The following is a 25,100-nucleotide window of genomic DNA, read 5'->3' as shown; positions in this document are numbered from 1 at the left end:
ATGAACCGGGCTGAGCTCAAGCATCTTTTGCCCTCAATCAAGGGAGTATTGGGAATAAACGCCCGGAATCTTGACCTGATTTATACACACAATAGAAGAAACTGCTTTCCAAATGTCGACGACAAACTGCGTTGCAAAGAACTCCTCAAGAGCGCCGGCATCCCCACTCCGACAACCTATCATATTGTGAGTGGCCGCGAATCTCTCCTACAATGGGAATCGGCATTAAAAGACATGGATTGTTTTGTCATTAAGCCGAACTGCGGTTACGGTGGAAATGGTATCAAACTCATTACCCGTTCCGAATCCGAATATCTTACCTCGGGCGAAGAATGGACAGCTGAAGACATTGCTTTCCATCTTATGCAGATTCTCAACGGTGCCTTTTCACTGGACAACGCTACAGATACATGCTATTTCGAACAGACCGTTGTTAACGACATTGGCTTGGAACCCTTGATACCGCCAGGAGTGGAGGGTGTTGGTGATATCCGAATTATTTACAAACTTGAGAGTCCTCTCATGGCGATGCTTCGTCTTCCCACCCGTGAATCGAACGGAAAAGCAAATTTGCACCAGGGCGGCATAGGAGTCGGTATAGACCTTTTGTCTGGTCTCACGCTCAACGGTGTACATCATAATAATGTAATTCGTGCACACCCGGATTCGAGTGCGCCTCTGGCAGGCCAACGCATTCCCTTTTTTGCTGACATGTTGGAAATAGGGTCAGCAATAAGTGAGCTTGTAGGTCTTGGTTACATAGGCGTCGATTTTGTGTGCGACGCGCATCAGGGTCCGTTGGTCCTGGAGGTTAATGCTCGTCCAGGGCTGAATATTCAACTGGCAAATGGGTCAGGATTAAGGTCAAGATTATGAAATACTATGTTGCAAATTTGGTTGCATGGATAACTGCATCTGCGGTTATAGTTTTCGCGATAGCGAAAAGCGGATCAATCGATGATTCGCGACATGAAATAATTCACGTCGACGGCAAAACATCAACACAGGCTGCAAAACTGCAAACAGCAGCAGAACCAGCAAGGAATGACGGTGACTCTGTCTCAGCTGCCGACTCTGAAACGGATCAGGAAATCGATGGCAGTCGGGACCCGTTCGCAGTAGCCTATAACGACTCTGCCTCTGTGTTAATAGGCAAAGAACAGTACAAAAAGGCTGTCTCATACTTGGAGCGCGCTATAGCAAAAGATACCCTGTACGCGCGCGCATGGTACAATTTGGGACTTGCATTTCATAAACTGAAAAAAATGGGCGATGCAACCAAGGCGTACCAGAAGGCAATTGCCATTCGACCTCACTACTATAAACCGAAATACAATTTAGCGTCACTCTATATGTCAATCGATGCCAATGAGGAGGCTCTAACCTGGTTCAAGAAAGCTGCCGAAACACGTGGTTCTGGAGAAGCAGCGCCCGCCCACTACAATATAGGCGTACTCTATCACCGACTCAATAATGACAAAGAGGCAGAAAAGAGTTATCTGGAGACATTGCGTTTTAAGCCCGGTCATATTGAAGCACGTTACAATTTGGCGCTTATTCGAATGGACGCGGGCGAGTACAAAGAGGCAGGCGAAGACTTTGAGAAGGTTATAGCCCTTGGCTTTCGAAAAGCGAAGGTATTTAACAATCTTGGGGTCTGCTATAGCAAGCAGGAGCAGTATGAAAAGGCAGTGAAAGCGTACGAGAATGCGCTTTCAATCGATTCACTTGATGCAGGCACGTACTTCAATTATGCCATAGCAAGTAACAGAGCAGCAAATCCCGACCGGGCGATCAAAGCTTATCGACGTGCTCTCAGCCTTGACCCCGTTTATCAGCAAGCGCACTACAATTTGGCCATCCTCTTGGAGGGTGTCCATCAGATTGACAGCGCGAAATCTCACTATCGTGCCGCTACCGTGGCGGAGCCTAACTACACAAAGGCCTATTTTGGCCTTGGGCAGCTCTACTACGATCAGGGTCGTTATGACTCGGCGGAAATTGCCTACCGAAAAGTAGTTGAGCTCGACCCAGAAAATCTCAAAGCCCTCTTCAATTTGGGCCTTGCGTGTACTAAGCAGGAGAAACATGAAGACGCAGCGAAAGTCTATCTTGAATTGGTTAATCAGGATCCAGCTAATACCAAAGGGTTAAATAACCTGGGCGCGGCGAGCTTGAAGATTGAACAATTCGATTCTGCAGCTGCGTATTTTACGAGATTAATCGTGTTGACTCACTCGGCTGAAGCTTGCTATAATCGTGCCAAGGCCTTCAATGAACTGCGCAAATATGAAGATGCAAAAGCAGATTATCGTGAAGCCATTAAACGAGAACCCACCTATGCCAAAGCATACCACAACCTCGCTATATTAGAAGAGAAGTCAAATAATTTGACTGAAGCCGTGCAACTCTTGCTGAAGGCGATTGAATATGACAATGACAACTGGAAGTCTTATTGGAAGCTCGGCCAAGTCTACGTGAAACTGGACCTGCTTGATAAGGCTCGGGCTGCTTACGCAAAGGCAGCCGAAGCAAATCCCGAATCAGAAAAGTTTAACAGTGAATATCGTAGCCTAATGAGTAATAACTAACAACACCATATTATGCGTCCTTATCTCTTCCTCGTCTTCCTGATTTTTCTTGTTGATTCCGCTTTCGCAGGGTCACGCTGGGATCTATTTGGATCGTACAATGGCCTCTACGAATCGAACATATATCATGCCTTTGACAAGTCCATCGAGAAGTCCGCGTACGTGAATGCCTTATCGGCAAAGGTGAGCTGGAAGATGGGTGGGTATCGATTCATGCACAGAGCAAACGTGTTTGCTGAATACAATGTGTATACCAACTACGGTAACCGCAATCATGGTTCTATAGGACTACAATATCGGCCAGCGTTTAGATATTGGTCCAGAGGTCGTTTGTCAGGTGATTTTGTCTTATCTCGGCGCAATAAGGACTTGATAGACGACACTGGCACACTTCAGACACGAACATTGAAAAGATGGGAACATGCAGCGGCACTGTCCCATCGTCTGGACTTGGGTCGTTTTGAACTTGGACAATCTGTCGATTATGAGCGACTGAATTATGATGAACAGAGCGGTTCAACTTCATATGATTACGACGGTTGGACAGCAAAACTCAGTGCGCAATATCAGCCTGCCGATTGGCTTAAGCTGTTGACCGAATTCAGTTCAGGTCATCGAGATTACCAAGCTCGAAAGACATATTCTATACGCTCTGGACCCTACGCGGGTAAGCCATTTCAAATTCGGAACTTTCGAGAACATGTGGTTGAGGGAAGAGCGTATATTAATTTTTGGGGGCGCAATGAGGTATCTCTTTTTGCCGAGTATGCCTTACGGAAAGACAATTTCGAAAATTTTTATGGCTATATCCAGCGCCAATACTCAGCAACCTTCAAACTCTACCTGTGCGAGTATCATGAAACAAAAATCATGTTTGAATTTAAGAATAAGGATTATCCAAATTACTGGAACAATTCTATTGGGCGTGCCAAACGTGTACATATTTATTACACAGATTTCCAATTCGAGCACCGTTATGCGTTAACGAATAAGATTGTCTTGCTCGGAAGCTTCAGAAACTACAATAAGGTATCCAATTATCGGCTATACGATTATCATGACGTTACTGGAGGTATGGGAATTGAGGTTACGATATGAGCGCCGTAAGAACGGTTTCGTATGTAAACTCTGCTAACGCCAGCCTTGCTCGATTGCTTCGTCGTTTTTGTTTGAGTTTTCTTCTATTCTTATTGATTGTCTTCATATGTGCACCGTCATTTGCTTCGGATCCGGACGCGACAAGCCGTTATCGACATATGGCAGAGCAGATAAGAGCGACTTTTGATAAAGCCTTGCCAACTTTTAGTTCTTACGTTCAGCGACACTATGCGATGCGCATGTACCGCGCTACCGGTGACACAGCTTACGTTCCATGGTTGGTCAATCATGCTAAATACGCCATAGCAAAGGTGCAAATAGATGTCGATTCTTTGAACAATCCGCACTATTTCGCACGACGCATTGCTGAAGAGGCAGAAACTTTTGAAAGAGATACGCGAAAAAACCGTCTTCGACGTGCCATGTTCAAAAAATGGGACGAGGAACTCGTCTACCTTGAACTCCTAAGTCAGCTGAACTGGCTGGCCGATTACGGTTTGGATTCGTCGACGGTTGGCCCCCTCATGGCCCGTGCGCGCGCAAAAATCAGTCAGCACGATTTATCTAAATTCTTGCTTGATCCCGACGTGATACGTGTTTATGCGGCCAAAGCCGTGAATTTCGTGTACTTCCTCGAACATTTGGGTATCGCCGACATTAGGAAAGAATACATGGAGGTGTTTCGAGATGTTTTTGACCGAATGCCCGACAATCGTCTGGATGAGCATCGTTACTCAGACAAGATTTACGGATTAACGCACATTATTCTTGCCGCAAGTCAATACTATCAACAACCGGTTGATTCTGCAGAGTATGGATGGGTAACTGACCGCTTAGAAGCGCGTATCGATAAAATTTTGAAAGAGACTTCTTCGGACATTATCGTGGAAGTTGCCCTCTGCTTCTGTTTGACCGGTCAGGAAAATCACCCGATTGTAGAGCGATGCAAGAAAGTCTTGTTGAAATCATTTGATTCCAAAAAAGGAATGATTCTTTCCGAAACGGGCAACAAAGACCTCTCGCAGGGTGAGCACCGAAACGTTTTGGCGTTCATGCTTTTCGCCCGGCACGACACGCTGTACCCTGGACCTCTTTTAACTCGTTATTTCTAATAGGAAAGACACTTCAGGAACAAAGACACACCTATCACATCGAATATCACACTCCTCGCCATGTCCAATCGCCCACCTTATCTTTACTGGCGGAGTAAGATGCGGTTGACGTTACAATAGACAACCCTATCCTCAATTCTCCGTTCTCGGAGCCAACTGGACATTTCAAGTTCGATAATGAGGGGATCACAAACGAGATCGCCGAATCTGGGCGAGTAAGTTCATATTTTGTACCGATAGCACGCTCAAAAAAGAAGGCACGTCAGCTTGATTTGAGACCGAGTGGACTAAAGATCGAATCGAAGAAAAAAAAACGTCAACCGCATCCGCGAGCGTGTGAGTCTTTGGCGGCTTCCGCTACAAAATCCTCGAACAACTTGGCTCAGACACGATGTCACAAAAATCAATTTTGGACTTGCAGTCGACCTGATTTGTAATCAGGCTGTCGGACAACTATTGGCCCACGTCTCACTTAGCATTTCGGCTTGCTCCAAGACCGTCTGAGTGGCTTTCTCCTGTTTGTATGGCGGATAGCTCATCGCAAACTTTTTGTGAGAGGCATCATGCCCATCGTGTCACTGAGTATCGCATTAATTCTGCGGCTTGACTAAAGCTTCACTGCAGACAATTCAAAGAATCGCTCGGCACCTGTCCGCGCTTGACCTCTGATCCATTCGGTCGCGAAGGCGATGAGCTTCTTAGAACTTACACAAAGTGCTTGCGCTCTTTACGTTACCCAAAAACCGATGGAACAAGCGAGAATACTGAGATTAGTGCTTTCGAACTATGTGATTAAAGACCTAACTCCTTATCCCACATATAATGCGGCATTCGATGTGGTGGTAAACAGTAGTAAATCAGAATTATTACTGGGAGACAGGGACTCGAACCCCGATTCTGCGGTCCAGAGCCGCATGTCCTACCATTGAACGATCTCCCAATCAAAAACGGGTCGACCAATATAAAGAACCAAAGGCCAAAGTCAACCCTCATTGCCCAAGCGTGTGCCGCTATGACGGCGAATAACACAAAGCCGCGAACCAAAGCTATTTGAATCTATGACAAAATAACAATGCCTGACCCTTTACTGTGAACACAGCCGTTTTGCGTCTAATCTCATTGCGGACAGCCCGCGTCTCGCCTCTCTTCACGAGAAGATCACTGACATCATAGGCGCTGCCAGTGCTGGTCAAACGAATTGTGTTCAAAAGCGGGACAACTGAGACAGAATTGCCGATTGCGTTCTGTATGGTATACGATTCATCACGGAGATACACGATTTCATGCCCGGGATTTACCAATCGTATGCAAGGACGCGTTCTTTTTGTCCCGAACGAGTCGGATAAAACCAGAAGAAATAGATTTGCCACAAAATGATCAGGCTCGCCCACACCGGGCATGATTATATCTATATGCTGTGTGCCGCTTTTGAGGCAGTAAACAAGAGCCGCATGGGTGTCGGTCATATCTTTCTCTCGAGGAAGAGGAAAGATTTGCGTTTTTTGGGGGAGACTTTTGGGGAAAGGGACAATCGAATCAAAATCGCCAATTAAAAGATCAGGAATAACTCCCAACTTTTTACAAAACCAATACCCCCCATCCACAGCAACGACATATTTCCCACGGCACAGCTTTCGGTACCATAGAAAGTTTCCGTCGGGATACTCGCCGTTAGTGCACAGCACACAACTATTCAGCTTTGTGGATCTATTTTTAATATTTGCCATGCAATTAACGAGTGCGCTACGAGAACAAGGCGAGCCTTGCCGCGCCGAGAAGAGGGGTTTTTTCTTCGATGATAATTCCGATTGGAATATCGGCAAGCAGCGATTCCATTTTCCCTTTTTTGCGAAAGCGCTCCATGAACTGAGCCGTATCCAAGGCCGTGACAATCTGCGGGGCTATGAGGCCGCCGATATAAATGCCGCCCAATGTCATTCCTTTCAACGCAAGGTTTGCGGCCTCGGAGGCGTAGCAATCAATGAAAATACTCAGAGCGCGCTCTGCATGAGGGTCTTTTGACGATATCGCATGTTCAATAATTGCCGCGGCTTTGTCATCGGCATTCTCATACCACTCCGCGCTTGTGGCTCCCCGGTCATCGAGGATGAATTCGTAAATTGAAATCAATCCCCTGAAACTCACCACATCCTCGACCTCGACTGTTCCGTTATTCGCGTATAAATATTCCCACAGCTTATGTTCCGTCTGGTTGGCAGGCGCGAAATCTGTGTGACCGCCTTCGGAAGCATGGGGATACGATTTACCGTTCTCGTGAAATATGAGCGCTTCGCCCAAACCATTTCCCGCTGCAATAAGGCCAACATTACCCCCCGAAACTGGCTTTCCTGCGTTAATCTGAAAGAATTTGTCGCTTCCAAGATGGGATAATCCATGGACAGTAGCAACGATATCGTTCACAAGCACAACTTTCGCAAATGAAAATTTTGACTCTATGTTTTGCGAAGCGATGAGCCAGCGAAGTCCGGTGGTGCGGACTTCGTTATTGATAACCGGTCCTGCAACTCCGAAACATGCAACATCAATTTTGGTGGTGCTTTTTTTGAGGTACAGTTGGAGAATAGATTCTAAATTTGAAAAGTCGCGGCTGACGAAGCTGGACTGCTCATAGAGGACCATCTCATTGTTTTCGGAGCGCACCCGGGCAAGTTCGACCATTCCGCCGCCAATAAATCCTGCAAGCCGCTCTAACATTCGGTTGACCCGCGCTGTGACTGGTTAAGCAAAGATGCCGCTGCTGAATCGAGCATCCACACTACTCGTCTGGCATTTACACGCGAAACAGGAAACCGCCGTGCATCATCTTTTTCGTCGAACACCGCTTTGACAATATTTGCCTTGTCTTTTCCGGTGACAAGCAACAATACACATTTCGAGGCATTGATAAGCGGCAGGCTGAATGAGACTCGCTGGCTGTTTTTTGATGTAACCCATGGCGCAACGATAATTTCATTTTCGGGTGATTCAAAATCATAGTCCGGAAACAGAGAAGCGGTGTGTCCGTCATCCCCCATGCCTAAAAGAGTAAGATCGACTGATGGCACGGAATCAGGAGCGATTGCATGGTTTTCTCTTATAAGCGCCGCGTAGCGTTTTGCCTCTAAATCTAAATCTGCCGCGTCTCCTTTGACTCTATGGATTATTCCCTCTGGAATCCCAAGAGGTTTAAATAAATAATCCTTGGCCGTTTTATAATTGGAATTCGAGTCATTCCCCCCCACCGCGCGCTCATCGGAGAAATAGAATTCAGCTTTTGATCTAATAAGCTCGGCGACATCGGAGATATTTTGTAGCGCTTGATACATGGCTATCGGTGTGCTTCCCCCTGATAGGGCAATGGAGAAACGCCTTTTTGTGTCATGGGTTTTCAAACGCTCTATAATAAAGAGCGCCACGGCGGTTCCGACAGATTGCTTGTCCGGGAATATACTAATCTCTACATTGTTCATCTGGCAAAAATCATGATAAGATGTTTGAAGTGCAGTCTCCCTTGGCATTTCATCCTTCAATCACGACCGCCGTACCTGAAGCCGCAACCATCAGCATGTTGCCGCCGCCTATCGTCTCGTAATCAAGATGCACGGCAAGAATCGCGTTGGCTCCGAGTTGTCTGGCCTGAGTGGTCATCTCATCAATTGCGATTGTTTTTGCTTTGGCAAGCTCCTGCTCGTATGCCTGTGAGCGTCCGCCGACAATATCACGGATACCGGCGAAGATATCTTTGAATATATTAGCGCCAAGGATTGCTTCGCCACTTACAATTCCAAGGTAGCGGGTTATCTTTTTTCCTTCGAGCGTCGATGTCGTAACAATAAGCATTTCTCTCACCATTTGTTTATTTTGTTTATGCTGTAAACGAATCAATATCATGAAGTGTGGTACGAATGACCGTGTTAGCCGTTTCGTATTCTTCGAATTCGACTCTTTGCTTTGAAGCATTGATGATATAGCGACCGAGTGTTGTCTCGTTGGAGGCTCGACGACAGGTGACGCCGTCCATCTCAAACGAGAACTCACGAGGCATGTCTTCGTTGTCCCACGCGCCGCTGGACAGATCGATATTGGCGGATGTTCTATCTATGAAATCAAATTCGATACAGGCATTTGATGTTTCGGGCTTGCGAACGAAATCAATGTGCGAAACTCCCATAGGCGTCCTGACTTCTACCGACATTGAGGCCCGCACCTCACCCCCTGATTGAACGAGCCGCGAAATAATCCAACCGAAGAGCAGCAAAGCCTCATCTCTACATTCCTTCGAAAATAGCACTCGGCAGTTGGAAAGTGTGGTCGCGCGGTTTTTCGCCATACGCGCTGAAAAAAGCGTACTTATAAGTTCACGGACTGGCAGCAGTTTATACCATAAGAGAGACAAGCGAGGAATTGTCGATCGAGCATTACGTTCATCGTCGTTACCAAAAAAATAACAACTCGAGAGATTCGCGATTGAGCTATCGAAGTGCGGTGTAGAGGAACTTAGACGGCAATCCACTGTCAGCACTGGAACCGAATCAACCAACAGAGATCGGACCGCACCAGCGATATTGTCTGAACGAGCCGGATCAGAGAGAATTTCTACAATCTCCCAGCAGACAACGGAATCTGTCTCTTCGTTAAAGGCACAGGCAGTGCGGACAAATGAACAATAGGTCTTCAATACTTCATCGATAACGATCAGTAGTATCCGCGCTGGCTGCATTTTTGCAAGGTCATTGGCCAGGTTCTCGGCCTCAGGACGCTTTAAGGCATCGGTAACAATTATGACATTGGACAGACAGAGTTTGACCATCGGTCTGTTCTCGCGATCCTGATGATTTGTCTTCTGCCATATTTCATTGAGCCGCGCTTCAATACGCTCGGCATTGACTGGCAGATACCCGCCATCGAGAATTTCATCATCATCGGATATTCGTGTTGAGTTCATAGCCTCAACCATCTCCGTCCATCGCGGGCAACAAGTTCATCGGCCGCAGTCGGTCCCCACTCACCAGCGGGGTAGATATGAAGCGGAGCATTATCCCAATGCTTGGTAATTTGGTCGATAATTTTCCATGACAAATCCACTTCGTCTTCGCGGGCAAACAATGTCGAATCGCCGGTGATGGCATCAAGAATGAGGCGTTCATAGGCTTCGGGCGAAGCCACGCCGAACGATTCAGAGTACATAAAATCCATGCGTACCGGAGCTATTTGCAGAGCCTGCCCGGGTACCTTTGCTCCAAGCGAAAGCGAAATGCCCTCTTGTGGTTGAATTCGCAGGCGAAGAACATTGGGCGTCAGATTCTCGCACCCCGAGAGATCAAAAAGTAAATGCGGCGGGGCTTTGAACGTAATCGCGACCTCGGTTACCCGTTTGGGAAGTCGCTTACCCGCGCGGATGTAAAACGGTACACCCGACCAGCGCCAGTTGTCGATTGTTATTTTCGTCGCTACGTAGGTCTCGGTCGTGGAGACGGACGGGACATCTTTTTCTTCACGGTACCCTTTGACCTTCTCTCCGCCGACCGAACCGGGGCCATACTGACCGCGGACAACATGGGTGCTGATTTCTTCGGATTTGAGATAGCGGACAGCTTTGAGCACTTTGGCTTTTTCATCACGAATGGCATTGGTCTCAAATGATGCCGGGGGTTCCATTGCGATAAGGGTGAACACCTGCATAATATGCGACTGGATCATATCCCGAATTATGCCCGAACTGTCAAAATATCCTGCCCGAGAGCCTATACCCAAAGATTCAGAAACAGAGATTTGAATATTGTCTATATATCGTCGATTCCACAGCGGCTCGAAAATCGAGTTACCGAGACGAAAGACGAGTATATTTTGAACAGTCTCCTTGCCGAGGTAATGATCAATGCGATATATCTGTTTTTCATCAAATGCCTTGTGTACGGCATGATTGAGAGCTATGGCAGACACAGTGTCATGTCCAAATGGCTTTTCGATAATAAGCCGTGACCACCTTGGGCCATCGGCGATTGGCGTAATAAGTCCCGAGTGGTTGAGGTTTGAGATTATTGGCTCAAATGAATCAGGCGGAGTCGCAAGATAGAATAGATTGTTTTCGGGTGTCATCAAAGAAAGCGCATTCATGCGAAGCCGCTCCTTTAATTGACGGTAACCCGGTTCATCCTCGAATGAACCGATCACATAGCTGAGTGTGGATAAAAATTGCTGAAGCTGCTCGTCTGAATCCGGCTGACGACGTGAATACTTTTTGATACCCTCGGCCATTTCGGCCTGAAATTCACGGTCTGTTTTCTCGCGCCTTGCGTAGCCAACAATATTAAACGGCTGAGAAAGAAATCCATCCTTGTAGAGATTGAAAAGCGCCGGGATAAGTTTTCGTTTCGTAAGATCTCCCGATGCCCCAAAGATGGTCAATGCGAACGGCCCGGCTTGGCGAAGCCGCATAAAGCGGCTGACAAAAGGATTGCCTACTGTTTCAACTGCCTGCCCCATTATTTCCCTTTGACTGCATGTCCACCGAATTGGTTGCGAAGCGCCGCAAGGACTTTCGCCGAAAACGAATCTTCCTGACGCGACCGAAAGCGGGTCATAAGGGCATACGTGAGCGAAACGGCGGGGACATCACGGTCAATCGCTTCCTGTACTGTCCACCGTCCTTCGCCCGAATCTCCGACATACCCTGTCAGTTTCTCTAACTTCGGATCCTCGCTGAATGCCCGCTCGGCCAACTCAAGCAGCCACGAACGAACAACTGAACCTTGATTCCACAGGTGGGATATCTTTGAAATATCAAGCGGGTACTTTGAAGCGTTGAGTATCTCAAAACCCTCGGCATACGCCTGCATCATTCCATATTCGATACCGTTATGAATCATCTTTACATAATGTCCCGCTCCGGATGCTCCAACATGAAGGTAGCCGTCGGGAGGCGCAAGGGTTTTGAATATCATCTCGGCCGTCGTAAATGCGGTTTTCTCTCCGCCGATCATCAGACAGTATCCGTTTGCCAGCCCCCAGAGGCCGCCCGATGTGCCAGCATCGAGCAGTATAATTCCACGTTTGTCAAGTTGAACTCCGCGCGCCACGGTGTCATGGTAATTTGAATTGCCGCCATCAATAATAATATCGCCGGAACCAAGACCCGAGGCGACTTCGGTTATGACACTATCTGTTATTTCGCCAGACGGAACCATCACCCAGACGATGCGAGGAGCAGTTAACTGTTCTGTCATTGCCTGGATCGATGGCGCTCCTACCGCGCCAGTTTTTTCTATCTCGTTAACCACTGCCGGATTATTATCGAAGACGGTCACATCATGCTCGCCTCGACGAAGCCGAGTGACCATATTGAAGCCCATTTTCCCAAGTCCTACAAAACCTAATTTCATACAGTCGTTCCAACTCTCTGCAGCAATCCCGAGATTGTCTTTGTTACGCCCGCGGCATCGATACCGAGCATTTTATAGAGGTCGTCAGGTGTACCCGAAGAAGCGTAGTGTGTGACACCGAGCTTGGTGATTGGACGGCATACGCCCGATTCAAAAAGTGCCGCGGCAAGAGTTGTTCCAAGGCCAGTCTTGATGTTATGATCCTCAAGGGTTACTATCTGCGAGTACTGTGATAACGCATCAAGGTCGTCGCGGTGCAGGTCGCACCAATCGGAGACAGAGACGAGCGATATTCGTTTGCCGTCTTTTGCAAGTCGATCCCAAGCCTGCATTGCATACGGCAGCATATTTCCAGCGGCAACAAGAACAAGGTCTTCGCCCCTTCGAATTGTCTCCATCCGCCCATACCGATAGCGATAGTTCTCGCCAAAATATGCCTTCCCATCCTCGCTTGTGACCACTGGAATTACCGCCCGTCCCATGATAACCGCAAAATTACCCGGATTAGAAAGGACATAGCGGACGATTCTATCGGTCTGGTTGGGATCTGCGGGGGTGATAACTTTCCAGCCGAAAGTGGAGTTCAATAGCGCAAAATAATCGATACACTGATGGGTCTTCCCGTCTTCTCCGACATTCACGCCTGAATGGGTGCAGAAGAGTTTCACATTGGCGTGGTTGATGTCGTTCAGTCGCGCTTGATTATATGTCTCATCGATTCCGAATACACCAAAATCCGCCCAAACCGCGAGCGCTTTTTCTGCCGAAAGGGAACCAACTGTCGCGGCTGTACTATGTTCGGTAATTCCGCACTGGAAAAAATTCGCCGGATATTTCTTCGCAAAACCGTCGGTCTTGACTGATTTTGACAAGTCGCAGTCGAAAACCCCCATCACAAAATCCGGCCGGGATAGATTTGCATCGGCGACAGATACTAAGGCTTTCCCCCATGCGCTTCGATTATCGCTCTTTTCATCGGCCTTATAATATATTGGCTGGCCGGTATCGACACGGGGAAAGTCAGCATGCTTCGTTTGGAATGGCGGCGGAGGCCCCTGTTTCCGGCGAGCCAACAGGTCGACAACATTATCGACTAAATCCTCTCCAGTCAGGCAAGCCAGCGCCTCTTTCATCTGCTCGGCTTTGATTGCGGCTCCGTGATAATTTTCATCATTTTCCATAAAACCGATTCCTTTGCTCATTGTTGAATGAGCCAGAATCACAGTTGGAGCTTTGTCATATTTTTTCGCTTCATAAAATGCGCCGTAGACTTCGTCGAGATTGTGAGCATCGATTTCTACCACCCGCCAGCCATCGGCTTCCCATTCCCCTTTGATATTCTGCGGTAGAATATCCGTGATTTTGCCGGAAATTTGGAGACCATTGTAATCGACAACTGCCGTCAGCCGAGAGAGGTTGAATTTCATCGCCACTCGGCGGGCTTCGCTTATCTGTCCCTTTTGCTGTTCACCGTCCCCCATCAGTACATACGTGTGAAAGTCCTGCTTGGATAGCTTTCCATATATTGCCTTGCCGACACCGACAGAAAGCCCCTGTCCAAGGTTGCCTGTGTCCCACTCAATGCCGGGAACTGACCGTTCGACATGACCTTCGAAAGGAGAACCGGCCTGACGAAATCCATAAAGCGCGGGTGCGACATCAAAAAATCCGGCCGCCGCAAGCGAGACATAGGCGCCGGGCGAGGTGTGACCATGGGAAACAATAATTCGGTCGCGATCATCGCGATACGGATTTTTAGGATCGACATTAGCAGTTGTGTAAAGCATCAGATAAATCTCGAGTGAGGACATGGAGCCACCCGGATGCCCTGAGTTTGCTACTGTAGTCATCTTGAGTATATTGCCTCGTGCCTGACGCGCCATTTCGGTGAGTTCTGCGCGCCGCTTGGATTCGAGTTTGGCTTGGCGAAATCCGCGCCATGTATCAAAAGTCATTTCCGTGTTACCTTTCCTAAAGAGTACAGACAAATATTTATCATTATAATGCAGCTGCTACTTGTTTCAGCCCCTTTACCGGATCGCCGTCAATTGAAAGTACCAATGTTGGCAGTTTGCGCACGATAAGCGCTTGGGCGTCTCCAAAAGCCTGAGCGGTTATAAGCTCCCCAAAATCAAACGATTGATTAGGAATTGCCAGCGCTGGGTACTTTTTCGAAACCAAAATTATGAACATCCCTTCTGCTGCCCCACCCTTATACAATTGCCCAATTGAATGCAAAAAACGCGGCCCGTATCCTCGCAGAGTTGCGGCTTTGGTCTTACTGCGAATCTTCGAACGGATCGTTCTCAGGGCTATTTCGGTTTTCTCACTTGACGGAAAGTAGTTCAGGATCGCGACATATTGGGGAGGCTTTACGCTCGCAAGAAACTGGGCTAAGATTTGGCGCAACGACCCCGGCTGTTTTCGAGAAACTTTTCGGGCTGGGAGCGAAGCCAGCAAAGCGCATTTCCCCCAGTTTCCGGCTGGTTCGGAAAACGGGAAATGACCGAGTTTCTCAAAATAATCCAAAAGCTGCTTTGTACGGTTTTTGCTTTCGGTGACGTTCGGTTCATCAAAAGGATTTATTCCCATATGCCAGCCGCATACTGCCGTGGCAAGCTCCCACAATAAAAATTGTCCGCTGATTTCTTCTATCGAACCAAGGACTATCTCGATATAGGGCAGTTTCTTTTTGATGATTTGTCGAAGCAGATTGCTTTGGCGAGCGGGCTTTTCTTTAGACATTCTCATGAAAACAAATAGCCGGTCTGTGCCATAATCCTGCACCCGCGCTTCGGGCTCATTCTCAATTGGTATAACACCTTTTCCCTCTTTGCCGGTCGATTCGGCGACAAGTTGTTCTATCCATGGCACAAGCGGCGATATTTTTTTAGATGAAAGAAAGGTGAGCTTGTCTCGCTTACTTTGTGCGGCGACAGCCATAAGCGAGCCGAGAGCCAGCGCTGGGTTGGTCTCATCATTTCGCTCGCTCAGGACATTCTGCATTGACAAGGCTGAGTCTATCAACGATGAGAGGTTCACACCAACAAAAAATGCCGGAACAAGCCCGAAATAAGAAAGAGCTGAATACCGTCCTCCAATATCAGAGGGATTGAGAAATATTGCGCGGTATTTATTGCGCTTGGCAAAGGCATGCAAATCACTGTTTTTGTCGGTGATAGCAACAAATTGCTTACCGAACTGTGTGAGACCGTTTTGTTTCAATCTCTCAATAAAAAACGCTTCATGCGAGCGTGTCTCTATCGTGCCACCCGATTTCGAGGCAACTATAAAAAGGGTTTTTTTGAGGTCAATCGAACGCGCCACTCGTGAGATAACCCTCGGATCGGTAGTGTCAAGCACATGAAACACCTTGAGCTTTTTGTGACCGCCAAAAATGTGATACAGCGACTCGGGGCAGAGCGATGACCCGCCCATTCCCATCAGAACAATCTGATTGAATCCATCCTGAAAGACTTTTTGGCCAAACGATTCGATCTCTGAGATTTTCCGGGACATAAGCGTTGCCGAGTCTACCCAGCCTAGTCTATTGGCAATCACTTCTTTTACTTTAGCTTTTCTTGTGAAGACACCCGCCTGACGAGTCATTATAAAAGAAGCCAATTTTTGTTTAGAGGAGCGTGACAATGCGTCCTCATACTGTCGGGCAAAATTGCCCGCTGATATTTTTATGGAAGTTGTTGGTATCATGATTTCTTGGGGCTGACGTTTAGTGTTGAATAAATATCCTGAAGTCGCTGTTTCTTATTCTGTGCGCCAAAAAAAGCTGTGCCCATCACCAAGACATCCGCTCCGGCTGCGACAATCGATGCGGTATTAGTCAAATCGACGCCGCCATCCACCTCGATTTTGGTGGAAAGTCCCCTCCGATCAATAAATTCTCTGGCAGAGGCAATTTTTTGTAATGCTGATGGGATGAATTTCTGTCCCCCGAACCCGGGAAAGACCGACATGATGAGAAAAAAGTCGAAATGCTCAAGGTACGGGAGCGCTCGCTCGACCGGCATATCGGGATTTATTGCCAGCCCGGCCTGCACGCCGAGCTTTTTTAACTGCGACGCATGAGCCTGAGGATCGGGATGTATCTCAAGATGAAATGTGATATTATCGGCGCCAGCGCTGGCAAAGGCTTCGAAATACTTTTCGGGTTCTGACAGCATGAGATGAACATCGAGAAAGACATCGGTCAGCCTGTCGACCGTTTCAACCACAGCCGGGCCATATGATATGTTGGGGACAAAATGACCATCCATGATATCCAAATGCAGAATATCAACACCCGCCTGCGTGGCATCGGTGATTTCAAGTCCAAGTTTTGAGAAATCAGCGGCTAAGACAGATGGAGCGATACGTGTCATGCGGCAAATCTGTCGCATTCTTGGCCTTGATGCAACCGATTTTTCAAATGACTTTCGAAGTCCATCAATCGTCGCCCTGGAAATAAGAGGACCTATTGTCTTGACCGAAGACGCGGTTTCGCTAAAAATACCCCAAAAAGTGCATCACACTGGAGCAATAATTACTTCGGGTATGCCTACTGCACGACGACTGTTCCCTGCATTGTTTCTGGGTGCAGTCGACAGAAGAAGGAATATGTCCCCGCAGTGTCAAATGTATGCTGGAAAGCGCTATCCTGTTCAATAACTCCGCTCTCGAAGAGTGTTGTCGGGGTTCCGGACGTACCGCTCGTGACAGTATGTTCGATTTCCTCGATATTTCTCCATGTTACAGTGGCACCCGGAGAAACGGTGCGCATCAATGGATTAAACTGCAGGTTTTGCATCCAAAACTCATCTTCTGGCGGAGCCAACGCCGACGATGGATTTGACGGAACCTCCTCGGCAGGAGCAGACGTTTCATCATTGTGTGCGCATCCTGCTATTAGAATGGCTCCGAAACTTAATGACAATGCAATCGCAAAATATAAATGAGAGAGTTTATTTGCTCTCAAGTCTTTCATCCTCGGTTTAATTACTCTTTCCATATTCCGTAACCCTCCCATTTTAGTGCTCAATGAAAAAAATTCTGTATTTTCTCCTGTATGCGCCCTGTAAGTCCAGAATGGACATTTGTCTCTGTAAAGCTACCGAACTCTGTTCCCGATTGCCTTTCTGGCATACTTTTGCGGATCTTCGTCAAACTGGCGTTTACAATCCGCACTGCAGAAATAATATGTCTGATTCTCAAAATTTGAGTGGCCTGCAGACGATTCCTCAGTCACCGACATGTAGCAAACTGGATCTACAAATTGTGTCATATTACACTCCTTTCAAAAATGATATAGGGACGCCTTTTCCTCAATGAATCGCGAAACGACTTTGTCGGAGGCCTAAATCCCTCAACCCCTGAGAAATGGCGAACTGCGCTAAGAATTATACCACGCTATGAACCTGTTTGGACGAAAGAGAAGCCTGGCAATTGGCTAGTTGGAGTTCCAGAGAACGGCAATTCGCCGATTTAAATGAAAATTATATGGGAGGGGTAAATCTTCGAAGCTCAGCTGTCATCTAGCGCACATATCGCGCGGGATCGGTAACTGAGCCGTTTAAGGCTGAGGCCGCCGCGGTAGCCGCTGAACAAATATAGACTTCAGATTTTAATTCTTCGCCGCGGACCATTAGCCCTCTGTCGGCCGTCACTAGGGCTTTCTCGCCATCAGCCAGGTATAGCGGAGAGAGAAGCGCGCTGATATCCTGAGCGGGTTGGGTCACTGTGGCGCCGGCTTCGATGAATAGGCGCACAAGTCCCTTCTTGAGGGCTTCAAGATAAACCGACCGCGAATCCGGCACGATATACATTCGGCAGTCATCGGCAATCTGTTTTCCCTTCAAAATATCAGCAGCGATGCGGAGTTCCTCAAAGCGGCCGCCTCCCACCGAACCAAGAATTATCTGGTGGACAACCATCCCTTCCATTTCCGTAACAGAGCGGATCGATTCAAAACCACCCGGCCCCGCAACAAGGGGCGTAAATTGATCGACTGTGAACTGATATTGGGCATCATACTCCGCGTCTTTATCCGGAATCACCGGGTGTATGCGGCTTCCGGTGCGGCCGGCTAAATACCGACGGGTGGTGGCGTCGTATGGGCATATTGCCGCTGTTGACCCAAGATTGCCGGCGAATGCGGCGAGAGTCAGCCGCTCATTGATAGTCATTTGTCCGACAATTGAACCCCCAAATTCTACTATTTTCTCAGTGGCGCCCGTTCCGGTGAGTTGCTGGATGATGGCAAGCATGATATCAAGCGCGCTTACTCCGCGCGGACGTCGTCCTCCGATAGCAATACGCACAGTCGCCGGCACAGTCATCTGCAGTTTCCCTTGTGCCCAAACTGGAGCGGCCTCCGCAGTTCCGATTTTTAAGGCCAATCCACCCATACACCCATAGACGGAATTGGGCTGATCTGTGACAACCGCCAGTTGACCCGGCAGGATATATCCGTTCTCGATTGCTATTTCGTAGCCTGCGCCGTCATGATTATCATAGATGTTTTTGACAGCCTGTCTTCGAGCAAAATCGTAGATGAGCTTTCGAAGATTCGCAGGGCTTTTTGTGGTCTGCGGAGGACATGAACCAAGCGAAAAGAGTACCTTGTTGGGATTCCAGACATATTCGACATTTAGCTTTTTAAAAGCCTGTATAATCTGGCTGGCCTCACAGCCGGACAAAATGAGATCAGGCTCGACTTCCAGGACTGCGCCCACCGGAGCCTCCTGGACACCAGCAGCTTTGGCGAAAATCTTTTGGGCCATAGTCCGTTTGCCATAGAGGGGCACCCCCTGTCCGTTGGTTTTGGAGCCGGGGAAAGCAAGTTCGAGCTGTTCGAGTTTGAGAAATGCCGGTTTATCCTTGAATCCATAGCGCCGCCGCCAGTTATAAAAAGCGGCTTTTGAAATTGCCAAATCAAGACCCGCTTTTTCATCATCGCCATATCGTTCCCAGAGATTGCGAACATCACTCTCGGAAAATTTGGGAAGCGCGTATTTTGGAATGTTTTTTTTGCGCCGCCAGTACGCGACAAGATATGCCGGAACACCGCCAAGACGCTCTCCGATTTTCTCATCGGTCTTGTATAGCTTTTGCAGTTGTTGCAGTTCGATTTTGGTGGGTATGTTCTTGCGGCGTTTCATAACTTGTCAAATTCTTTTTTCAAGCGGTCGTAGACCCCGTCGAGCGAGATCGAGATGACTTTCGTTTGCCCGATGACTGGCATAAAATTCGTATCACCGATCCACCGTGGCACAATGTGCATATGTAAATGCCCGGGTATGCCCGCCCCGGAGGCTTTGCCCAGATTCATCCCAAGGTTCAGCGAATGCGGTTTAAGAACTTTCTTGAGAATCGCTGCGGTTTTCTGGGTGAGTTTAAAGAATTCCACCGATTCTGACGGATTCAACTTTTCAATCTGGCCAACATGCCTTATCGGGACAATCATGGTATGACCACCGTTGTATGGGAATTTATTTAAGATAACAAAGCATGATTGACCTCGATAGACGATAAGGTTTTTAATCGAATCCCGCTCCTTCAGCCTGCGGCAGAAAATACAACCCTTTTCTTTCTTCTTTAAAATGAAGTCTGCCCTCCACGGAGCCCATAAAGTATCATTAGTCATAGTCGCTTAGTATACACATGTTTCACACAGTCGAAAAGCGATATGTGCATATCCCTCCATCACGCTTGTCAGCAAAGACTTAGCCGTTTGCTTGAGATGGTGCAAAGTTGCTGATATCATTTTATGGATAAATGAAGGGCTTACATGTTTAACGATTTACATTTACAGGGTATTGAAATTCAAAATCGGTGATTAGCGATTTTGATGAGCTGCAAGGAAATGGTCAAGCTTATCAAAACATAGTCAAGATATCTTAATGATATCACTTCATAATCAAGACCTTCAGTCTGATTCTTCACTTCGTGTTCGGACTTGGCCCTCAACAAATTTTTTCTTGATATGCAGTTCAATCAATTCAAGACAGTCGCCTGCGTTGAATCGGCCGATTGTCCCGGTACTATAGCATGCTTCGGCAACTGTTCCATCAGGACACAGCACAAATCCAGCGGCATGAAGGTATTCCTTCCTATCATTAAAATAAGCACCGGTCACTCGCGCGAATTCGCGTGCTTCCATGCCATAGGCTATAGGAAAAGTCAGATCGAGTTTGTCGATTGTTTCTCGTGCGGTTTCAACAATATCCGTTGATCCTGCAATTATCGCAACATTATGAGTTGTGAACTTTGAGAGATGCGTCTGAAAGTCAGCCAACTGCTGACGACAGTACGGTCAGAAAAATCCACGATACACAATAAGCGCTGCCCAATTTCCGCGGAGGTCATCGGGGAGTGTCAGATGATTCCCTGAAACAAGTTGAAGCCCTACACGGGGGAATGGGTCGCCGATATCCAGTTTTCTTGGGATTTCCTCTACGGTCAGAAATCCGTGTTGCCGATTTTCGTTCTTATGAATATCCTGCGTCATTGTACAATGTCTCCAGCGTGTAAGGGGATACCTACATCTCACTGAAGATTTATACAAAAAAGCTCGCGTCAATGTCTCAAGGCGACTCATTCTTCAGAAAGCTTGAATGAAGTTTCCTTCTGAGGAGTAGATTCGTGCTCGAGGCTGAGCGCTTGCCACATTAACGCCGGCGGGATTGAGGCCTCGGCAAGCAATTGGTCATAGAACTCACGCTCGCTAAAACCGTCGCCATCGCGCAACGACATGGCATCACGAAGATTCTCTATTTCTTGTTTGCCAACTAAATACGACATCCATACCGTCGGTGTGAGTGTGTATTTTCGCACAGACTTTTTGAGATAGTCTTTTTCGGCATCGGTTTTGGCGTCGAGCACATCGACCATCCAGTCAACACACTGACTGTATGTAAACTGCCCTGTATGCAACTTCACATCAGCTACAATTCGGGCGGCGCGGAAACGTATCCCGCCAAGAATCGCAAGCCACTGCGCGGGGTCTTCATTCCCGAACAATCCGGCATTGTACATCATCTCCTCGCAGTAGAGCGCCCAGCCTTCTATCATCATCGGATTGGCCTGCCATTTTCTGATCGGATCAGGATGAGCTGAAGCAATTTGCATCTGGAGATGATGCCCGGGGAATGCCTCGTGGACAACTGAGCCCTTGAAGCCGCGGCGGTGAACAAAGCGGTAACGAGCTTCTATCTGACTTCGATCTAAACTATCTGGCACAGGCCGCACGTAAAAATATCCTTGCTGAACAAGATCAAAGGCACCAGCTGGCTGATAGGCTATTCCGGCAACCATTGAACGTAGAAACGACGGCGTCTCAACTACATCAATAGGCGCTATGTCGTCCGGGACCGTTATGAGGTCATTGACTTGGATGAAAAGTTTCACCTGGTCGACTTCCCAGCCATAATAATCGAGAATATCCCGTTTGTTGAATGCGGCGGGTGTAAAAACCGAATCCTGTCCATTCTGCTTGTTCTCTTCGATATATGTCTCATATGCGGAATAATCTTCACGCGCCGATTTCAATAACTCTTCGCCTATGGCAAGCAACGAATCGGAGTTATAGGACAGAAAATATTCATGAGCAAGCTTATAATCGAACGCACTTTCCCCGATGGCAAATCCTTTTTCAGGGCCGGGCTTGATTGCACTGAGCGATGTCATGAACGAACTCATCGCTTCGCGCGCGGCGTCTGACACTGCACGAATTTCTTTTGCCTTCTTGGGATTCCCCTTTATCAGACTCTCTGCGGCTTCCTTATAAAATTCAATTCCTGACTCGAGCGATTCTTTGGCAAGCTCGATATAGATTGCAGGCGGATTTTTTATGTTCACAGATGCCGTTGCAAACAATTTCGGCACGGCGCGCATACGCGATAGAACTGAAGCGAGCCGTTTAGGGTTTTGAGCTTTATCTGTCAGAAGAATTGAGTAGACGCCATTCACGGCTTCATCGACATAATGTTGAGGCGACTTTTTATACCAGCCGATTGTCTTGAGATCCTGCAAGGCTATCTCCACATTTGATCTGACGAGTTGGAAATTAATGGACTCCCGTGGCGACAAACCCGAAGTCGTAAATGATTTGAACCGGTTATGGAAGGTCTCAAGTTTTTTTATGATCTCGGTGACGGACTTGGGCGAATAGTCGACCAGAGAACCGTCATAATCATGAACACCCATCTGGGTTGCGTTCACCGGATAGAAAGCCTGCAGCGTTAAGAGGGCTTCAGTGGTAGTCGATTCAATTGTCGGCTTTTTGACCGCCTTCTGTTTTTTCTTAGAAGCGGCGATAGAATCATGCGAAAACGAAAAGGTAAGAATGAGCGCGACAAAAAGTAGTGTCCAACGTTGCATGGGGACTCCTTTAATTCATTTCAACTCTATAGAGGGAGAGTCGGCCTCTTGAGGGTAACTCTTTACTGGTGAAAAAAGACGGCTGCAAGCTCGATGTGTTTAGTATGAGGAAACATGTCGATCGGAGTAACTTTTGGCAATGTATATCCTTGCGAGACAATCTCTTTGGCGTCCCGTGAAAATGTCGCCGGATTACATGAAATATAAAGAATTTTTTCAGGCTGTAATTCAAGCGTCCGTCTGAGAGCTTTGGGATGGAGTCCCGCTCGGGGTGGGTCGAGAATAACGGCATTGTACTTATTTGGAAGGCCAAGCTGGCTTTTGAGGAAATCTTTGACATCCCCTTCGAAGAAATCGATATTTGAGACATTATTTATAGCCGCATTTTCCCTCGCCGCTACAATAGCCGCCGGGACAAGCTCGACACCCAATACACTGTTCACCCTATCCGCGGCCAGAATCCCAATCGCTCCGGCCCCGCAATACAGGTCAAGAAGATTGTCTGTTGGTTGCATGTCCAGCATTTCAAAGCCGGTCTCATAGAGCTTTTCTGTCTGGTAGCTGTTTGTCTGAAAAAATGAGTTGGCACGAATTCGAAATATCTTATCAAAGAGTTTTTCTTCGAGATATCCCGGGCCGTGCAAAATAATTTCAATCTCTCCGGCTGCGATATTTGACTTTTGCCCGTTCTGGTTATGAACGATGGTTACCACTTCGGGAAACTCGGCAGTCAGGCTGTCGACAAGTTTTGTCTGCTCGGGCATATCACCATAATTGGTGACAATATTCACCAATATCTGATTGGTGTGCGTCCCTTCGCGGATGACAAGAAAACGGAGAAAGCCGGCATGATTTGAGACATCATACACGGGAATTTTATGCTCGATAACGAAATCGCGAATCCAGCCAATAACCTGATTGGCTCGCTCCGAAGTCAGATGGCAATGGGCAACATCAAAAATCTGATCGTATCTTCCGCGATGATGAAGACCGAGAGTAAATCCCAACGATGTCGACTCATCGACATGGAATGAAAACTCCATTTTGTTTCGATAACGAAATATAGGGTCAGCTCCAATAATCGGACTGACTATTGACGCGTCCAACCCCCCGAGCCTCTGAAGGCAGTCTCCAACTTGTTTATGCTTATAGTGCAACTGACGATTGTAATCAAGATCCTGCCATGAACATCCCCCGCAGATGGCAACATGGTCGCATCTCGCCTCAACTCTATCAGCGGATTTGGTCACAATCTCTGTTACCTGTCCGACATTGTAGCGGGCTTTTTGTTGGACGATATTGGCTAGCACCGTTTCGCCGGGGATACCGTGATCAAGAAAAACCACTTTACCGTCCATATGCCCGACCGATTTTCCATCAAAGGCGAGATCGGCAATCTCAATGAGCGCTTGTTTGTTATTCATATTCGGTACAAAGATATGCAAGTAGGATTAATGTTATTCCCAACGGGGTTCGGTATGCCGACAGAGTAAATCCGAACGCGAGCAGTCGGCTTTCTCGAGCTGGATTGTGCCATGGCCGATGTTGAATTGTTTGCGGAGCATGGCGTTAATATTGACAATCGTATCCGGTCCGGATTGGAAATCCCTCTCTTCAAGACAGATATGACATGAAAGAGCGATTTCATTTGAAGACAGCGACCATATATGCAGGTCATGGACATCAGTCACCGGCGAAATACGAAGGATTGCATCGTAGACATCGTCAAAATTGACAGTCGCAGGTACCGCCTCCAAAAAGATAAGAGTGGCATCGCGAATCACCATATACGATGACTTGAACAACATCAATGCAATTATCGCCGAAAGAATCGGATCGATAATAACCAAGCCGGTTGTGATAATTATGATACCGCCGATTATCACCGCAATAGATGAAAGCATGTCATAGTACATATGAATAAAAGCGGATTTCATATTCAGTGATTTCCCTTTTTCCGAATGAAGAATCCGCACTGAGAATAAATTCCCAAAAAGCCCGATAGTGGCTATGCTCAGGAAAAGCCAAGGATCGCTCAAAGCTTGGGGGTGCAAATATCTCTGCCATGCCTCATGGATAATAAACACGCCGATAACAACCAACGCGACTGCAGAAATAAAGGCGGTCATGACTTCGATTCGCTTGTATCCGTAGGTGGATTTTTTGGTTGCGGGCAATTGCGAGCCTTTCGCGCCAAGCAATGCAAGTAAAAGTGCGGCAACATCGGAAAGATTGTGCACGGCATCAGCAAGCAAGGCGAGGTAACCGGTCACAAGTCCGCCGATGAACTCGGCTATGGTTATTCCGGCATTAAGAAGAATTGTCCAGAGGATTTTCTTCTTTGAGACATCTGTAGTATGAACATAGGCCATAGCTGTATATAACGCCAAAACAGGGGGATAGTTAGAGAAAAGTTCAGGCGGATTTCGTCGTATTTTTATCAACTGTTCTCTTGTTGCTGTTCTCTTGTTGCTGTTCTCTTGTTGCTGTTCTCTTGTTGCTGTTCTCTTGTTGCTGTTCTCTTGTTGCTGTTCTCTTGTTGC

22 protein-coding genes, 1 tRNA gene and 1 pseudogene are annotated in these 25,100 nt (G+C 47.5%); 4 read left to right on the top strand and 20 right to left on the bottom strand.

Going from position 1 to position 25,100, the window contains the following annotated elements; all coding sequences use genetic code 11:
- The 4 genes from SGI97_04420 (at nt 1) to SGI97_04405 (ending at nt 4,801) form a co-directional block, all read left to right on the top strand.
- A complete protein-coding gene (locus tag SGI97_04420) occupies nt 1–876 on the top strand; it encodes a sugar-transfer associated ATP-grasp domain-containing protein (protein ID MDZ4723133.1) in 876 nt (291 codons plus the stop codon).
- Nucleotides 873–2,591, top strand: a complete 1,719-nt coding sequence (locus SGI97_04415) for a tetratricopeptide repeat protein (GenBank protein MDZ4723132.1) — start codon at nt 873–875, stop codon at nt 2,589–2,591. The genes SGI97_04420 and SGI97_04415 overlap by 4 nt, the downstream gene beginning before the upstream one ends.
- A 195-nt stretch (nt 2,592–2,786) precedes the next feature.
- Nucleotides 2,787–3,689, top strand: a complete 903-nt coding sequence (locus SGI97_04410) for a hypothetical protein (protein ID MDZ4723131.1) — start codon at nt 2,787–2,789, stop codon at nt 3,687–3,689.
- A complete protein-coding gene (locus tag SGI97_04405) occupies nt 3,686–4,801 on the top strand; it encodes a DUF3541 domain-containing protein (protein MDZ4723130.1) in 1,116 nt (371 codons plus the stop codon). Before SGI97_04410 ends, SGI97_04405 begins: the two co-directional genes overlap by 4 nt.
- A gap of 869 nt (nt 4,802–5,670) precedes the next feature.
- Here the strand turns inward: SGI97_04405 and SGI97_04400 are convergent.
- The 20 genes and pseudogenes from SGI97_04400 to SGI97_04305 all read right to left on the bottom strand — a co-directional run.
- Nucleotides 5,671–5,741: transfer RNA gene (locus SGI97_04400), tRNA-Gln, on the bottom strand.
- A 106-nt stretch (nt 5,742–5,847) separates the two neighbouring features.
- On the bottom strand, nt 5,848–6,528 hold the full coding sequence (locus SGI97_04395; GenBank protein MDZ4723129.1) for a thiamine diphosphokinase: 681 nt from the start codon (nt 6,526–6,528) through the stop codon (nt 5,848–5,850).
- 16 nt (nt 6,529–6,544) lie between these two features.
- Nucleotides 6,545–7,516, bottom strand: coding sequence for a glucokinase (glk, locus tag SGI97_04390; GenBank protein ID MDZ4723128.1), 972 nt, complete (start codon nt 7,514–7,516; stop codon nt 6,545–6,547).
- Entirely contained in the window at nt 7,510–8,271 is a 762-nt protein-coding gene (pgl, locus tag SGI97_04385; GenBank protein MDZ4723127.1) for a 6-phosphogluconolactonase, read from the bottom strand. The genes glk and pgl overlap by 7 nt, the downstream gene beginning before the upstream one ends.
- A 49-nt stretch (nt 8,272–8,320) precedes the next feature.
- Complete coding sequence (locus SGI97_04380; GenBank protein ID MDZ4723126.1) at nt 8,321–8,641, bottom strand: heavy metal-binding domain-containing protein; 321 nt, start codon at nt 8,639–8,641, stop codon at nt 8,321–8,323.
- A gap of 25 nt (nt 8,642–8,666) precedes the next feature.
- On the bottom strand, nt 8,667–9,746 hold the full coding sequence (locus SGI97_04375; protein MDZ4723125.1) for a hypothetical protein: 1,080 nt from the start codon (nt 9,744–9,746) through the stop codon (nt 8,667–8,669).
- Nucleotides 9,743–11,287 carry a glucose-6-phosphate dehydrogenase gene (gene zwf, locus SGI97_04370; protein ID MDZ4723124.1) on the bottom strand — a complete coding sequence of 515 codons (1,545 nt, stop codon included), beginning with the start codon at nt 11,285–11,287 and terminating at the stop codon, nt 9,743–9,745. The genes SGI97_04375 and zwf overlap by 4 nt, the downstream gene beginning before the upstream one ends.
- A complete protein-coding gene (gene gnd / locus SGI97_04365; protein MDZ4723123.1) occupies nt 11,287–12,183 on the bottom strand; it encodes a decarboxylating 6-phosphogluconate dehydrogenase in 897 nt (298 codons plus the stop codon). Before gnd ends, zwf begins: the two co-directional genes overlap by 1 nt.
- The gene (locus SGI97_04360) at nt 12,180–14,138 is read right to left on the bottom strand and encodes a transketolase (GenBank protein ID MDZ4723122.1); all 1,959 of its coding nucleotides are present in this window, start codon (nt 14,136–14,138) and stop codon (nt 12,180–12,182) included. The genes gnd and SGI97_04360 overlap by 4 nt, the downstream gene beginning before the upstream one ends.
- Before the next feature lie 43 nt (nt 14,139–14,181).
- Nucleotides 14,182–15,792 carry a hypothetical protein gene (locus SGI97_04355; GenBank protein MDZ4723121.1) on the bottom strand — a complete coding sequence of 537 codons (1,611 nt, stop codon included), beginning with the start codon at nt 15,790–15,792 and terminating at the stop codon, nt 14,182–14,184.
- 98 nt (nt 15,793–15,890) lie between these two features.
- On the bottom strand, nt 15,891–16,562 hold the full coding sequence (rpe, locus tag SGI97_04350) for a ribulose-phosphate 3-epimerase (protein ID MDZ4723120.1): 672 nt from the start codon (nt 16,560–16,562) through the stop codon (nt 15,891–15,893).
- A gap of 176 nt (nt 16,563–16,738) precedes the next feature.
- Nucleotides 16,739–17,188, bottom strand: a complete 450-nt coding sequence (locus tag SGI97_04345) for a plastocyanin/azurin family copper-binding protein (GenBank protein MDZ4723119.1) — start codon at nt 17,186–17,188, stop codon at nt 16,739–16,741.
- A 99-nt stretch (nt 17,189–17,287) separates the two neighbouring features.
- On the bottom strand, nt 17,288–17,461 hold the full coding sequence (locus SGI97_04340) for a YHS domain-containing protein (GenBank protein MDZ4723118.1): 174 nt from the start codon (nt 17,459–17,461) through the stop codon (nt 17,288–17,290).
- A gap of 250 nt (nt 17,462–17,711) precedes the next feature.
- Complete coding sequence (locus tag SGI97_04335) at nt 17,712–19,337, bottom strand: aconitase family protein (GenBank protein MDZ4723117.1); 1,626 nt, start codon at nt 19,335–19,337, stop codon at nt 17,712–17,714.
- Nucleotides 19,334–19,822: an HIT domain-containing protein gene (locus SGI97_04330; GenBank protein ID MDZ4723116.1), complete on the bottom strand. Its 489-nt coding sequence runs from the start codon at nt 19,820–19,822 to the stop codon at nt 19,334–19,336. Before SGI97_04330 ends, SGI97_04335 begins: the two co-directional genes overlap by 4 nt.
- A gap of 282 nt (nt 19,823–20,104) precedes the next feature.
- A pseudogene (locus SGI97_04325) lies at nt 20,105–20,479 on the bottom strand (redoxin domain-containing protein).
- A 12-nt stretch (nt 20,480–20,491) separates the two neighbouring features.
- Nucleotides 20,492–20,686: a hypothetical protein gene (locus tag SGI97_04320; GenBank protein ID MDZ4723115.1), complete on the bottom strand. Its 195-nt coding sequence runs from the start codon at nt 20,684–20,686 to the stop codon at nt 20,492–20,494.
- Between the two features lie 86 nt (nt 20,687–20,772).
- Nucleotides 20,773–22,557 (bottom strand): DUF885 domain-containing protein, encoded by a 1,785-nt coding sequence (locus SGI97_04315; protein MDZ4723114.1) that lies wholly within the window; start codon nt 22,555–22,557, stop codon nt 20,773–20,775.
- Nucleotides 22,558–22,619: 62 nt separating this feature from the next.
- Nucleotides 22,620–23,981 carry a 23S rRNA (uracil(1939)-C(5))-methyltransferase RlmD gene (rlmD, locus tag SGI97_04310; GenBank protein MDZ4723113.1) on the bottom strand — a complete coding sequence of 454 codons (1,362 nt, stop codon included), beginning with the start codon at nt 23,979–23,981 and terminating at the stop codon, nt 22,620–22,622.
- A gap of 33 nt (nt 23,982–24,014) precedes the next feature.
- Nucleotides 24,015–25,100 (bottom strand): cation diffusion facilitator family transporter (locus tag SGI97_04305; protein MDZ4723112.1); only part of this gene is annotated, 1,086 nt, incomplete at its 5' end.

It is taken from the genome of Candidatus Zixiibacteriota bacterium (assembly GCA_034439475.1).
Classification (GTDB): Bacteria; Zixibacteria; MSB-5A5; order GN15; family FEB-12; genus JAWXAN01.
This window is presented reverse-complemented; position numbering and strand designations above follow the sequence as displayed.